The following is a 15119-nucleotide window of genomic DNA, read 5'->3' as shown; positions in this document are numbered from 1 at the left end:
GCGGTGGTGGTGATAGGCATGAAAACGGTTACATGGCAGGATAGCCGAGGACAGCGACAATTGCATCGTTGGCGGCATCATTGGCACAGGGGCTTGCGGGAGATTTCATGGCGAAGGTCACGCTGGATCGGTTGCGCAAGGTTTACCCGAACGGTTTCGTCGGTGTCGCCGACGCTACGTTCGACATCGCCGATGGCGAGCTGCTGGTGCTGGTGGGGCCGTCGGGCTGCGGCAAATCGACCCTGCTGCGCATGATCGCCGGCCTGGAGACGATCAGCAGCGGCGAGCTGCGCATCGGCGAGCGCCTGGTCAACGAGGTACCGCCGAAAGACCGCGATATCGCCATGGTGTTCCAGAGCTATGCGCTATACCCGCACATGAGCGTGGCCGAGAACCTCGGCTTTGGCCTCAAGCTGCGCGGCGCAGGCAAGGTCGAGGTCGACCGGCGCGTGCGCGAGGCCGCGGCGATGCTGGAGCTGGACGCCTTGCTCGACCGCAAGCCGGCCGCGCTGTCCGGCGGCCAGCGCCAGCGCGTCGCCCTGGGGCGGTCGCTGGTGCGGCAGCCGCAGGTATTCCTGCTCGACGAGCCGCTGTCCAACCTCGATGCCAAGCTGCGTGCCGGCATGCGCGTGGAGATCGCGCGACTGCACCGCCAGCTCGGTACGACCATGGTCTACGTCACCCATGACCAGATCGAGGCGATGACGCTGGGCCAGCGCATCGTCGTGCTCGACAAGGGCCGCATCCAGCAGATCGACACGCCGATGGCGCTGTACAACCGGCCGGCCAACCTGTTCGTCGCTACCTTCCTGGGCAGCCCGAAGATGAACCTGCTGTGGGGCGAGGTGATCGAGCGTGACGGCCTGCGGCTGAAGATTGCCGAGGGCGTGGAACTGCCGCTGCAGCCCGATCCGGCGCTGCGTGCCGTCGTGCAGGGTTATGTCGGCCGTCAGTTGACGGTCGGCCTGCGCCCGGAAGACATGCACCTGGCTCCCGCCGGCCCGGACCGGTTGCCGGCCCGGGTCGAGATGGTCGAGCCGGTCGGTAACGAGGCCTTCCTCAACCTGGGCTGCGGCGGTTGCGACCTGGTGATCCGCCTGCCGCCCTACGGTCTGCCGGCCGTGGGCGACACGGTCCATCTGGGGTACGTGCCGGAGCGGATGCATTTTTTCGATCCGGCCAGCGAACTGCGCCTGGATGGCGCGGGCGACGCCCGGAATCGGGAACACGGCACCGCCCCGGCCGGAGCGCACGCCGTCGAGCGACGCGCTGTCGGCGACACCTGAGCTGCGGCCCGCACGTCGGCGTGCGTGACACAGCGGTGAGTGTGGCCTCGATTGCGGGTGTGGAGCACCGGGCGGACCAGTGATCGGCCTGATGCCGGGCCGCATGGCCGCTATACTCGCGTGGAAACGCCGCCGCATGGCCGCGCGCCTCCCAAGTGAGTCAATAACTTGGGAGATGTACTTAATCCTTGTTGGTATTGACGGTCGCGTCCCATGACGCCGCCAGAGGCAACCCCGCCGCATGCGTCTGTCCACGATCAAGCTGTCCGGTTTCAAATCCTTCGTCGATCCGACCACGCTGCATCTGCCGACCAACATGACCGGCGTGGTCGGCCCGAACGGCTGCGGCAAGTCCAACATCATCGACGCCGTGCGCTGGGTGATGGGCGAGAGTTCGGCCAGCCGCCTGCGCGGCGACTCGCTGACCGACGTGATCTTCGCCGGCTCCTCCGCCCGCAAGCCGGTGTCGCAGGCGATGGTCGAACTGATCTTCGACAACTCCGACCACACCATCACCGGCGAATTCGCCGCGTTCAACGAGATCTCGGTCAAGCGCATCGTCAGCCGCGACGGCGCCAGCCAGTACTACCTCAACGGCGCCAAGTGCCGCCGCCGCGACATCACCGACCTGTTCCTCGGCACCGGCCTGGGCCCGCGCAGCTACTCGATCATCGAGCAGGGCATGATCAGCCAGATCATCGAGGCGCGGCCCGAAGACCTGCGCGTCTACCTGGAAGAGGCCGCCGGCATCTCCAAGTACAAGGAGCGCCGCAAGGAAACCGAGACCCGCATCCGCCACACCCGCGAGAACCTGGACCGCCTCAACGACCTGCGCGAGGAGGTCGGCAAGCAGCTCGAGCACCTCAAGCGCCAGGCGCGCCAGGCCGAGCAGTACCAGGCGATCCAGGCAGAACGCAAGGTCAAGGACGCGCAGTGGAAGACGCTGGAACACCGGGCGCTGGACCAGAAACTGCAAGGTCAGCGCGAGAAGCTGGCGCAGCAGGAAACCCGCCTGCAGCAGTTGATCGCCGAGCAGCGCGAAGCCGAGCGCGAGATCGAGACCGGCCGCGTCAGTCGTGAGGAAGCCGCCGAGCACCTCAACAAGGCCCAGGCCGCCAGCTACGAAGTCGGTGGCACGCTGGCACGCATCGAACAGCAGATCCAGCACCAGCGTGAGATGTCCACGCGCCTGAACAAGGCGCGCGACGAAGCCCTGGCGGCACTGGCCGAACTCGGCGAGCACATCGGCAGCGACCAGTCGCGCTTGGACGTGCTGCGCACCTCGGTGGCCGAGGCCGAGCCGCGTCTGGAGTCGCTGCGCGACGAAGACGGCGCACGCCAGGAGGCGCTGCGCGACGCCGAAACACGGCTCAACGACTGGCAGCAGCGCTGGGACGAGCACAGCCGTGCCCAGGCCGAAGCCGCGCGTGCGGCCGACGTCGAACGCACCCGCATCGAGCACCTCGACCGGCAGACGCTCGACGCCGACCGGCGTCGCGAAGCGCTCGGCGGCGAGCGCACCGGTCTCGACCTGATGGCGCTGGCCGAAGCGTTCGAGGCGTTGCAGGAGCAGCACGAGACCCAGAAATTCTCGATCGACAACCTCGGTGACGAGCTCGAAACCCGCAAGACCGCGCTCGGCGAACTGCAGGAGCAGCAACGCGCCAGCCAGACGCATTTGGCCGAGGTTCGCAAGCAGGCGCAGACCGCACGCGGTCGCCTGTCGTCGCTGGAAACCCTGCAGCACGCCGCGCTAGGCCAGGAGCAGGGCGCCGCGCTGAGCTGGTTGCAGGCGCGCGGGCTCGATTCGGCGGCGCGTGTCGGTGAGACGCTGGTGGTCGAATCGGGCTGGGAGAACGCGGTCGAAGGTGCGCTCGGCCAGCTGATCGAAGGCGTGCTGGTTGAATCGCCGGAAGCGCTGGTCGACGCGATCGGCGAACTCGGCGAAGGCCGCCTGACCCTGGTCGACCCGCACAATGACGCGGTCGAGTTCGCAGCGACCTCGCTGGCGGCCAAGGTGCGCGGCCCGATCGCGATCCGCCGCATCCTGTCCAAGCTGCACGCCGCCGAAACCCTGGCCGATGCGCGCACGATGCTGCCGCTGCTCGGCGACGGCGAGTCGATCATCACCCGCAATGGCGAACGCCTCGGCGCCGGCTGGGTGCGCGTGCTGCGTTCCGGTGCGGCCAAGCAGGGCGCCTTGCTGCGCGAGCGCGAGATCCAGTCGCTGCGTGGCGAGATCGAGACGCTGCAGGCGCGCGAGCGCGAGCTCGACTCGACCCTGGTGCAGTTGCGCGACCGTCTGCTTGCCGCCGAGCAGCAACGGGAAGACGCACAGCGCGCCTTGTACATGGCGCATCGCAGCGTCTCCGAACTGGCCGGCCAGCTGCAGAGCCAGCAGGGTCGTCTGGATTCAGCGCGAAGTCGCATCGAGAAGATCGACGCCGAACTCGCCCAGCTCGCCACCACCCTGGACGGCAGTCGCGAGCAGGCACGCGAGGCCCGCACGCGCCAGGAAGAGGCGGTCATGCGCATGACCGAGCTCGAGGACACGCGCCAGGTGCTCGACGCCGAACGCCGCGCCCTCGGCGAGGCCCGCGACCAGTCCCGCACCATGGCCCGCGAATCGCGCGACACCGCGCATGCGCTGGCGCTGACGCTGGAGTCGCAGCGCACCCAGATCACCGCGCTGGCGCAGGCACTCGATCGCATGGGCGGCCAGCGTGGCCAACTTGATTCGCGCCTGGGCGAGCTTGCCACGCAGCTCGCCGACGGCGATGAGCCGGTCAACACACTGGAAGAGCAGCGCCAGGTCGCGCTCGAGCAGCGCGTGCTCACCGAACAGAACCTCACCGCCGCACGCACCGCGCTCGATGGCATCGACAACGACCTGCGCCGTTTCGAGCAGGTCCGCCACCAGCGCGACGAGCAGGCGATCCAGCAGCGCGAGGCCATCGGCCAACGCCGCCTCGAACAGCAGGCAGTAGTGCTCAAGGCCGAGCAGCTCGCCGCGGCCGTCACCGAGGCCGGCTTCGTGCTCGAGGACGTGGTCAATACCCTGGCCGACGACATGGAGCCGCAGGTCTGGGAACGCACCGTCAGCGAACTGGACGGCAAGCTGCGCCGGCTCGAGCCGGTCAACCTCGCCGCCATCGCCGAGCACGCCGAGGCCGAGCAGCGCAAGGACTACCTCGACGCCCAGAACACCGACCTCACCACCGCGCTGGAGACGTTGGAAGACGCGATCCGCAAGATCGACCGCGAGACCCGCGGCCGCTTCAAGGACACCTTCGACCGCGTCAATTCCGGCGTGCAGGAGCTGTACCCGCGCCTGTTCGGCGGCGGCCACGCCTACCTCGAACTCACTGGCGAGGACCTGCTCGACACCGGTGTGGCGATCATGGCGCGCCCGCCGGGCAAGCGCGTGTCGAACATCTCGCTGCTGTCCGGCGGCGAGAAGGCGATGACCGCGGTGGCGCTGGTGTTCGCGATCTTCCAGCTCAACCCGGCGCCGTTCTGCCTGCTCGACGAGGTCGACGCGCCGCTCGACGAGGCCAACGTCGGTCGCCTGGCGTCGATGGTCAGCGAGATGAGTGAACAGGTACAGTTCCTGTTTGTCACACACAACAAGGCGACGATGGAAGTCGCGCAGCAGCTGTCCGGCGTGACCATGCGCGAACCGGGCGTCAGCCGCCTGGTGTCGGTCGACCTGGCCGAGGCCACGCGACTGGCCGGTGCAGCGTAAGCTTCCCTCTCGCCTGAGCAAGGAGATCTATCGATGTCGGACGTGACCCTGCTGCGGATCGGAATCCTGATTGCCGGTTTGATCCTGATTGCGGCGATCGTATTCATCGGCCGCCCACGCAAGCCCGGGCAGGGCAAGCGCGTGCCGCGCGAGGGGCAATCCGATAGCGGCCGCGTCGAGCCGACGCTGGGCGAACAGTTGGAGGGCGAGCTGCGTGGCGATGCCGGACTGGCGGGGACGACCACGCAAGCCGAACTCGACCTGTTCGATCGCACCCTCGACGGCGGCGCCAGCAGCGAGCTGGGGCGCCGTACCAGCGAGGAGTTCGACAAGATCGTCACGCTGTACCTGGCCGCGCGCGCCGGCACCAAGCTGCTCGGCCCCGATATCGTGGTTGCGGCCGAGAAGGCCGGCCTGGCCTACGGCCACATGGGCGTGTTCCATCGCCTGGTAGAGAACCACCCCGAGCGCGGCCCGGTGTTCAGTGTCGCCAACATCATGAAGCCGGGCAGTTTCGACATGGCGCAGATCCAGGCGCTGGAAACGCCAGCGATCGCGTTCTTCCTGACCCTGCCGGCGCCAGTCAACGCGCTCGATGCCTGGGAAACCATGCTGCCGACCGCGCAGCGCATGGCCGAGCTGCTCGACGCCGTGGTGCTGGACGACCAGCGCAACGCGCTCGGCCGCCAGCGCATCGCCCACTTGCGCGACGAGCTGCGTGCCTACGACCGCCAGCGCGAAGCGCCGCCGCTGACCAAGCCGGCGCGGTGGTGAGGCGAGCCGGGTAGGGCCAGCGTTTCACCTGCTTCGCCGCGCTACGCTTCCTTCGACTCCGGCTGCGCTACGCTCAGGACGAACGGTTGTGGGTCGTGACGTGAGCCGTTCGTCCTGAGCGTAGGGCCGCAGGCCCGAAGTCGAAGGACTGCCTTCGAACCAGCCATCATGCCGAAGACCAACATCGCCACCCGCATCGCCGAGCTGCGCCAGCAACTCGAGGATGCCAACTACCGCTATCACGTGCTCGACGACCCGGCGATCCCGGACGCCGACTACGACCGCCTGCTGCGCGAGCTCGACGAGCTCGAGGCCGCGAATCCCGAGCTCATCACGCCCGACTCGCCGAGCCAGCGCGTCGGCGCCGTGCCCACGGGCAGCTTTGCGCCGGTGCGCCACGTCATCCCGATGCTGTCGCTGGGCAACGCCTTCAGCGACGAGGAAGTCGCGGTGTTCGTGCGCAAGATCGAGGAGAAGCTCGGAGGCGACCAGCCCACGTTCTCGGTCGAGCCCAAGCTCGACGGCCTCGCCATCAGCCTGCGTTACGAGGGCGGGCGCTTCGTCCAGGGCGCCACCCGCGGCGACGGCGCCACCGGTGAGGACGTCACCGCCAACCTGCGCACGATCAAGGCCATTCCGTTGCAGTTGCGTGGCAAGGGCTGGCCACAGGTGCTGGAAGTGCGCGGCGAGGTCTACATGCCGCTGGCCGCCTTCAAGGCCTACAACGAGCGCGCGCTGGTGGAGGGCGGCAAGGTGCTGGCCAATCCGCGCAACGGCGCCGCCGGTTCGCTGCGCCAGCTCGACCCGCGCATGACAGCACAGCGTCCGTTGGCGTTCTACGCCTACGGCGTCGGCGCCATCGAAGGTGGCGAATTGCCGGACACACATTCGCAGACCCTCAAGCGCCTGCGCGACTGGGGCTTCCCGGTCAGCGGCGAGAGCGACGTGGTCGAAGGCCTGGACGGGCTGCTGGGTTACTACCGCACGATCGGCGCCAAGCGCGAGCGCCTGCCGTTCGACATCGACGGCGTCGTCTACAAGCTCGACGACTACGAGGGCCAGGTCGAGATGGGCTTCGTCTCGCGCGCGCCGCGCTGGGCGATCGCGCACAAGTTTCCGGCACAGGAACAGATGACCGTGGTCGAGTCGATCGAGGTCAACGTCGGCCGCACCGGTGCGGTCACACCGTGGGTGTTGATGCAGCCGGTGCAGGTCGGCGGCGTCACCGTGACCCGGGCGACGCTGCACAACGCCGACCAGGTCGCGCGCCTGGACGTGCGCAACGGCGACACCGTGATCGTACGCCGCGCAGGAGACGTGATTCCGGAAGTGGTGCGCGTGGTGCCCGAACACCGGCCGCCGGGCGCGAAGCCGTGGTCGATGCCGAGTCACTGCCCGGTGTGCGGTTCGGAACTGGTGCGCGAGGAAGGCGAGGCGGTCTGGCGCTGCTCCGGCGAATTGACCTGCGCCGCGCAGCGCAAGGAAGCCATCGGCCACTTCGCTTCGCGCCGGGCGATGGACATCGAAGGCCTGGGCGAGCGCTACATCGAAGTGCTCAGCGACCTGGGTTATGTGACCTCGGTGGCCGACCTTTACAAGCTTAGCCTCGATGACCTGCTGGAGATGAAACGGCGTGCGGACGAACGTGACGGCACCACGCCTGAGACCGTGAAGGGCGGCAAGGTCGCCACGCGCTGGGCCGAGAACCTGATCGAGTCGATCGACCGCAGCCGCAGCACCACACTGGAGCGTTTTCTCTACGCGCTCGGCATCCAGCACGTCGGCGAGAGCACGGCCAAGGCATTGGCGAGCTGGTTCGGCGACCTCGAACTGATCCGTCGCTTGCCGTGGCCATTGTTCAAGCGTGTGCCGGACGTCGGCGGCGAGGTCGCGCGCGCGCTCGGCCACTTTCTCGACCAGCCCGGCAACCAGCAGGTCATCGACGACCTGCTCGCGCGCGGCGTCACCGTCACCGATACGCACGCGCCTTCGCCGAAATTGCGCCAGGATCTGAACCTGGCGACGCTGCTGGTCGACCTCGAGATCCCCAAGATCACCCGCATCCGTGCCGATCAGCTGGCGACGGCATTCCGCACTGCGGCAACCGTGCGCGATGCCCCCGAGCACAACCACGTCACCGCTGGATTGCCGGCCGACACGGCGCGCGCTTTGGCGGCCTGGCTCGATGACGGGGACAACGCACGTTTGCTGACCGAGAGCGGCGAAGCCCTGGCGCGACTCGATGCGATCACCCCGGCCGGCAGCGCCGCCGCGCAAATGCCGCTGGACGGGCAGACCGCGGTGCTTACCGGCACCTTGGCGGCGCTGAGTCGCGACGACGCGAAAGTGCGACTGGAAGCACTCGGCGCCAAGGTTGCCGGAAGCGTGTCAAAAAAGACCAGCTTTGTCGTGGCCGGCGAGTCAGCCGGCTCCAAACTCGACAAGGCGCAGGAACTGGGCATTCCAGTGTGGGACGAAGCACAACTGCTCGCGTTCCTGGCCGAGCACGAGCCATGAATGACTTTTCCGTAGGAGCGGCTTCAGTCGCGAACCTTTCTCGACAACCGCAGGTGCGGCAACAGCTTGCGGCTGAAGCCGCTCCTACGTGGACTGCAGCACAGCATGAGTGATTGGCAGCCCTCTGCTACGTTCGACACGCTGCGATTGCGAGCGCGTCTGAACACGTTGGTGCGTGCTTTCTTCGCTGAGCGCGAGGTCATCGAGGTCGAGACGCCGGTGATGTCGCTGGCGGGCAACACCGACCCCAATATCGCCTCGTTTTCGCTGCAGTTCAGTGGCCGCACCGACGGCGCGTCGCGGACACGCTGGCTGCGGACTTCGCCCGAGTACCCGCTCAAGCGCCTGCTCGCGGCCGGCTTTGGCGATTGCTACGAGCTGGGGCGCGTGTTCCGTGACGGCGAAGCCGGCGGCCGCCACAACCCCGAGTTCACCATGCTCGAGTGGTATCGACTCGGTTGGGACCACCGTCGCCTGATCGGTGAAACGGCGGCATTGGTGCAGGCGGCGCTGACCCTGGTCGGGCGCACGGCGCAGCTGTCCGAAATCAGTTATCACGCGCTGTACCGGCAGCGGCTCGGCATCGACCCGCACACCGCCAGCCAGGCCAGTCTGCGGGCTGCCTTGGGCGATGTCGTGATCGACCCGACCGGACTCACGCGCGACGACTGGCTCGACCTGCTGATGACCCACCGTCTGCAGCCTTCGTTCGCGGCCGACCAACTGCTCGCCGTCTATGACTATCCGGCGTCGCAGTGCGCCTTGGCGCGATTGCGCGATGACGACCCACCGGTGGCCGAGCGTTTCGAGCTGTACCTCGGTCCGCTGGAACTGGCCAACGGCTACCACGAGCTGGCCGACGCAACCGAACAGGGCCAGCGTTTCGCGCGTGACCGCGAGATCCGCGCGCAGCGCGGCGACATCGCACCACCGCGCGACGAACGTCTGCTGGCCGGCCTGGCGTCGGGCTTTCCGCACTGTGCCGGCGTCGCGCTGGGCGTCGATCGTCTGCTGATGGCGATGCTGGGCACTGCCCGTATCGCCGATGTGCTGGCGTTCGATTTTGCACGGGCGTGACACTGGATTCTTTGCGAATTCTTGATTCATGGGGCCGATAGACAGGGTAGAGTGGTCACGTGGAATTCAGGGGCAGCTGATGCGCGGTTGGACCACTTCGACCTTCTTGTTGGGACTTGCTGCCCTGGCTGCCGTGCCCGAGGTGGCTGCACAATCCGGCGAACGCTTCCATGGCGATCGCGTCGTGCGTTGCGAAGCCAAGGGCAGCCAGGCCCATTTGTGCCCGGCCGATGTCCGCGGCGGCGTGCGTCTGCTGCGCACCTTGTCGCGTACCGACTGCGATGAAGGGCGCAGCTGGGGCGTGAGCGATTCCGGCATCTGGGTCAGGCATGGCTGCCGCGCCGAATTCGTCCTTGGCTACGGCGGCAGCGTCGGCAGCGGCTACGGCAGTCGCGTGTTCCGTTGCGAGTCGCGCGGCAGCCGCTGGCAGCATTGCGATGCCGAGAGCCGCGGTGGCGTGGAGCTGGTGCGCCAGCTGTCCAGGAACGCCTGCATCAAGGGGCAAAGCTGGGGTGCGGACAGCCGTGGCGTCTGGGTCTCCGGCGGCTGCCGGGCGGAGTTCCGGATGATGGCCGATGTCCAGACCGACCAGGCGCGCGCACAGATCGTGCGCTGCGACTCCAACAGCAAGCGCCCCCGCCATTGTCCGGCCGATACCAGCGGCGGCGTGCGCCTGTTCCGTCAGCTGTCGCGCGCGGCCTGCGTCGAAGGCCGCAACTGGGGTGTTGACCGCGAAGGGATCTGGGTGGAAGGCGGTTGCCGTGCCGAGTTCGAGATCCTCCGCCGGGACAAGCCGAGCGACGGCTGAATCACGCGATGGCTGGGGCGCCTGTGTCCGGCCCGCATTAAGCCTGCTTGGTTACAGTTATGCGCGACAAGGACTCGGGATTCTTCTCATGATTGCTTATGTTTTCTCCGGCGCCGGACTGCTGGCGGCCGTGTTTCTGGCCGCGTTCGCCGCGCCGGCTGCGGCGCAGTACAGCGACTATGGACATGGCGGTGACGGCCAGACGGTGCGTTGCGATTCCAACGACAGCCGCTACCGCGAATGCCAGGCCGATACGCGCTACGGCGTGAGCCTGATCCGGCAGTATTCGAAGTCGCCCTGCATCGAAGGGCGCACCTGGGGCAGTCAACGCGGCGCAGTCTGGGTCAGCGGCGGCTGTCGCGCCGAATTCGCTGTCGGCCGTGGCGGTGGAGGCGGCGGTTGGAACGGCGAGGGTTCCGGTGGCGACAGCGTGCGCTGCGACTCCAATGACAACCGCTACCGGCAATGCCCGATCGATGGCCGGCGCGTGTACCTGCAACGCCAGTACTCGAAGTCGCCCTGCATCGAAGGCCGCACCTGGGGATACCAGCGTGGTTTTGTCTGGGTCTCCGGCGGCTGTCGTGCGCAGTTCAGCAGCCGCAACAGCGGCGGTGGTGGTGGCTGGGACCACGGCCAGGGCGGCGGCTGGGACCAGGCGCAGACCCTGTACTGCGGTTCCGAAGATCGCCGCCAGCGCCGCTGTAACGTTTCCATCCGCCGCGACGCACGCCTGATCCGCCAGGCATCGAAGGCGCCCTGCATCGAAGGCCAGAGTTGGGGCTGGGACCGCAACGGCATCTGGGTGGTCAACGGTTGCCGCGGCGATTTCCGAGTCAATTGAGCCGGGCTTGCCCGACCTGACGCCGGTGCCGGGGACACGCGCGGATGCGGTCATCTCGTTAAACTGGATGGCATGACGACTTCGATCGATTTCGACCGCTACGACCGCGTCCGCCCGATCCGCTGGACCGGCGAAGCCCTGGAGCTGCTCGACCAGCGCAAGTTGCCATTCACCGTCGAGTACGTGCGCTGCGACGACAGCGATGCCGTCGCCGCCGCCATCCACGCCTTGACCGTGCGCGGCGCGCCGGCGATCGGCATCGCCGCGGCCTGGGGCGTAGTGCTGGCGGCACGGGCGATCGAAGCCGCTGACGGCGCCGAGGCCGCGGCGCGTCTTGATCCAGCCATGCAGCGCCTCAATGCGGCACGTCCGACCGCGGTCAACCTGGCCTGGGCGCTGGCGCGCATGCGTCGCGTGCTGGCCGTCGCCGGCCACGACTGGCGCAATGTGCTCGAGCGCGAGGCGCAGGCCATTGCCGACGAAGACCTCGCGGCCAACCGCCGCATGGGGGCGCTCGGCGCGGCTTTGATCGTGCCCGGTAGCGGCGTGCTGACCCACTGCAACACCGGTTCGCTGGCCACCGCCGGGTTCGGCACTGCGCTCGGCGTGATCCGTGCCGGCGTCGCCGAGGGGCGCATCGACCAGGTTTTCGCCGGTGAGACCCGGCCGTGGTTGCAGGGGGCGCGCCTGACCGTGTGGGAGCTGCAGCAGGACGGTATCGCCCCGACCCTGATTGCCGACGCGGCCGCCTCGCACCTGATGAAGACCGGCAAGGTGCAGTGGGTGGTGGTGGGCGCCGACCGCATCTGCGCCAATGGCGATGTCGCCAACAAGATCGGCACCTACCAGCTGGCGATCGCGGCGCGCCACCACGGCGTCAAGTTCATGGTCGCCGCGCCGTCGTCGACGGTCGACATGGCGACCGCCTCCGGTGACCAGATCCACATCGAGGAGCGCGACCCCGGCGAGCTGTTCGGTGTCGGTGGTGTGCGCACGGCGGCGCAGGACGTGGGCGCGTGGAACCCGGTGTTCGACGTCACCCCGCACGAGCTGATCGATGCGATCGTGACCGAGCGCGGCGTGATCGAGCGGCCCGACGCGACGGCGATGCGGGCGGCGTTCGGCGACTGAGGCGAAAGTGCGCGCAAATGCTGCGTAAATTCGCCGCAAGTACTTGTTTCTGCGTAGGAATCGGGGTGCCGTGAGGTGCCTCGACGTGGTATCATTTCCTGTCCTTTTGATGCCGCTCCGCGCGAGCTGAAAAACAGGCCCGCACGGGCGGTTTTTGGCAGCTCGAAGCCGGTGCCGGAAGGCTAGTCGCGAGTCCCTCGCGGCAGCCCGCTGCTGCGGGCGCGGATGTTCAACCAGCACGGAATCTCGATGGCCGAACTCGCCAAGGAAATCATCCAGATCAATCTCGAAGACGAGATGCGTCGCAGCTACCTCGATTACGCCATGAGCGTGATCGTTGGCCGCGCCCTCCCGGACGTTCGAGACGGTTTGAAGCCAGTCCACCGTCGCGTGCTTTACGCGATGAGCGAGTTGGGCGCGCACAGCAACAAGCCGCACTTCAAGTCGGCGCGTATCGTCGGTGACGTGATCGGTAAGTACCACCCGCACGGCGACCAGTCGGTGTACGACACGCTGGTGCGCATGGCGCAGCCGTTCTCGCTGCGCTACCTGCTGGTCGATGGCCAGGGTAACTTCGGCTCGGTCGATGGCGACTCGGCCGCTGCGATGCGTTACACCGAGTCGCGCATGGCCAGGCTCACCCACGAGCTGATGGCCGATATCGACAAGGACACTGTCGATTTCCAGCCCAACTACGACGAGAAGGAACTCGAACCCACGGTCATGCCGACGCGGGTGCCGCAGTTGCTGGTCAACGGTTCGGCCGGCATCGCGGTGGGCATGGCGACCAACATTCCGCCGCACAACCTCACCGAAGTCATCAACGCGACCATCGCGCTGATCGACCAGCCCGAGGTCGACATCGACGGCTTGATGGCCTACATCCCGGGCCCGGATTTCCCGACCGCCGGCATCATCAACGGCACCGCCGGCATCATGGCGGCCTACCGCACCGGCCGCGGCCGCGTGCGCATGCGTGCACGTGCCGATGTCGAGGTCAACGACAGCACCGGCCGCGAGGCGATCGTCGTCACCGAGATCCCGTACCAGGTCAACAAGGCGCGGCTGATCGAAAAGATCGCCGAACTGGTCAAGGAGAAGAAGCTCGAAGGTATCAGCGAGCTGCGCGACGAGTCCGACAAGGACGGCATGCGCATCTACATCGAGATCAAGCGCGGCGACTCGGCTGAGGTGGTGCTCAACAACCTCTATCAGCAGACGCAGATGGAGTCGGTGTTCGGCATCAACATGGTGGCGCTGGTCGACGGCCGCCCGCAACTGCTGAATCTCAAGCAGATCCTCGAGGCTTTCGTCCGTCATCGTCGCGAGGTGGTGACCCGTCGCACTATCTTCGACCTGCGCAAGGCGCGTGCCCGCGCGCACATCCTGGAAGGCCTGACGGTCGCGCTCGCCAACATCGACGAGATGATCGAGCTGATCAAGACCTCGGCCAACCCGAACGAGGCGCGCGATCGCATGCTCGCCCGCACCTGGGAGCCGGGCCTGGTTGGCGCGCTGCTTGCGTCCTCCGGCAGCGAAGCCTCGCGCCCGGAAGACCTGCCGCAGGGTGTCGGCCTGATCGATGGGCGCTACCAGCTCACCGAAGTGCAGGCCCAGCAGATCCTCGAAATGCGCCTGCACCGCCTCACCGGGCTGGAGCAGGACAGGCTGACCGACGAGTACAAGCAGCTGCTGGAGACCATCCGCGGTCTGATCGAGATCCTCGAGAACCCGAACGTGCTGCTCGACGTGATCCGCACCGAGCTGATCAACCTTCGCGAGGAATTCGGCGACGACCGTCGCAGCGAGATCCGTGCCAGCGAGGAAGACCTCGACATCCTCGACCTGATCGCGCCGGAAGACGTGGTCGTCACGCTGTCGCATGCCGGCTACGCCAAGCGCCAGCCGGTCAGCAGTTACCGCGCGCAGAAGCGCGGTGGCAAGGGCCGGAATGCCGCAGCGACCAAGGACGAGGACTTCATTGATCAGCTGTGGCTGGTCAACACCCACGACACCCTGCTGACCTTCACCAGCACCGGCCGCGTGTTCTGGTTGTCCGTGTACCAGTTGCCCGATGCCGGCCCCAACGCGCGCGGTCGTCCGATCATCAACTGGATCCCGTTGGAGGAAGGCGAGCAGGTGCAGGCGGTGTTGCCGGTGCGCGAGTACGTCGACAACCGTTACGTGTTCTTCGCCACGCGCAACGGCACGGTCAAGAAGACCCCGCTCACCGAGTTCGCGTTCCGCCTGGCGCGCGGCAAGATCGCCATCAACCTCGACGAGGGCGATGCCCTGGTCGGCGTGGCGCTGACCGACGGCAAGTGCGACGTGATGTTGTTCGCCAGCAACGGCAAGGCCGTGCGTTTCGCCGAGAACGAAGTGCGCTCGATGGGTCGCACCGCCACCGGTGTGCGCGGCATCCGCCTTGCCGAAAGCGAGGAGGGCGAGGGCACGGCCGAGGTGGTCAGCCTGATCGTGGTCGACGGCGACGGCGACATCCTCACGGCCAGTGCCCGCGGCTATGGCAAGCGCACCCCCGTGGCTGAGTACCCGCGCAAGGGCCGCGGTACCCAGGGCGTGCTGGCGATCAAGACCAGTGAGCGTAACGGCTCCCTGGTCGGTGCGATCCAGCTCAGCGACCACCACGAAGTGCTGTTGATTTCCGACGGTGGCACCCTGGTGCGCACGCGTGCGGCGGAAATTGCCCAGGTCGGCCGTAACACCCAGGGCGTGACCCTGATGCGCCTGGCCGCCGACGAAACCCTGCAGGCGATCGAGCGCGTCGATGCCTCGCTCGATGACGACGACGAGGGCGAGGCGCCGGCTGAACCGATGGTGGAGTCGCTGGCCGACGACACTCCAGAGGCGCCTTCGACACCTTGACGGCGCCTGCTGGGTCGCTGAAAAACGCCGCCTTAGGGCGGCGTTTTTTTAGGCTGA

At 67.4% G+C, this 15119-nt stretch carries 9 protein-coding genes; all 9 read left to right on the top strand.

What is annotated here, in order from left to right; genetic code table 11:
* Window positions 1–107 precede the first annotated feature (107 nt).
* The 9 genes from ACFOLC_RS01335 to gyrA all read left to right on the top strand — a co-directional run bounded on the left by ACFOLC_RS01335 (window position 108) and on the right by gyrA (window position 15062).
* The gene (locus ACFOLC_RS01335; protein ID WP_386756914.1) at window positions 108–1286 is read left to right on the top strand and encodes an ABC transporter ATP-binding protein; all 1179 of its coding nucleotides are present in this window, start codon (window positions 108–110) and stop codon (window positions 1284–1286) included.
* A 241-nt stretch (window positions 1287–1527) separates the two neighbouring features.
* Window positions 1528–5031, top strand: coding sequence for a chromosome segregation protein SMC (gene smc / locus ACFOLC_RS01330; RefSeq protein WP_386756913.1), 3504 nt, complete (start codon window positions 1528–1530; stop codon window positions 5029–5031).
* Between the two features lie 33 nt (window positions 5032–5064).
* On the top strand, window positions 5065–5805 hold the full coding sequence (gene zipA, locus ACFOLC_RS01325) for a cell division protein ZipA (protein ID WP_386756911.1): 741 nt from the start codon (window positions 5065–5067) through the stop codon (window positions 5803–5805).
* 168 nt (window positions 5806–5973) lie between these two features.
* The gene (gene ligA, locus ACFOLC_RS01320) at window positions 5974–8322 is read left to right on the top strand and encodes an NAD-dependent DNA ligase LigA (protein ID WP_386756910.1); all 2349 of its coding nucleotides are present in this window, start codon (window positions 5974–5976) and stop codon (window positions 8320–8322) included.
* A 105-nt stretch (window positions 8323–8427) separates the two neighbouring features.
* Complete coding sequence (gene epmA, locus ACFOLC_RS01315) at window positions 8428–9399, top strand: EF-P lysine aminoacylase EpmA (protein ID WP_386756909.1); 972 nt, start codon at window positions 8428–8430, stop codon at window positions 9397–9399.
* A 79-nt stretch (window positions 9400–9478) separates the two neighbouring features.
* Entirely contained in the window at window positions 9479–10207 is a 729-nt protein-coding gene (locus ACFOLC_RS01310; RefSeq protein WP_386756908.1) for a DUF3011 domain-containing protein, read from the top strand.
* 88 nt (window positions 10208–10295) lie between these two features.
* Window positions 10296–11048, top strand: coding sequence for a DUF3011 domain-containing protein (locus ACFOLC_RS01305; protein WP_386756907.1), 753 nt, complete (start codon window positions 10296–10298; stop codon window positions 11046–11048).
* A gap of 72 nt (window positions 11049–11120) precedes the next feature.
* Window positions 11121–12179, top strand: coding sequence for an S-methyl-5-thioribose-1-phosphate isomerase (mtnA, locus tag ACFOLC_RS01300; RefSeq protein WP_386756906.1), 1059 nt, complete (start codon window positions 11121–11123; stop codon window positions 12177–12179).
* Window positions 12180–12428: 249 nt separating this feature from the next.
* A complete protein-coding gene (gene gyrA, locus ACFOLC_RS01295; RefSeq protein ID WP_386756905.1) occupies window positions 12429–15062 on the top strand; it encodes a DNA gyrase subunit A in 2634 nt (877 codons plus the stop codon).
* Window positions 15063–15119: the final 57 nt, after the last annotated feature.

Source organism: Lysobacter cavernae (assembly GCF_042648505.1).
Classification (GTDB): Bacteria; Pseudomonadota; Gammaproteobacteria; order Xanthomonadales; family Xanthomonadaceae; genus Lysobacter_L; species Lysobacter_L cavernae.
The sequence above is the reverse complement of the archived record's forward strand: the minus strand, read 5'-3'. Positions and strand labels throughout refer to the sequence as shown.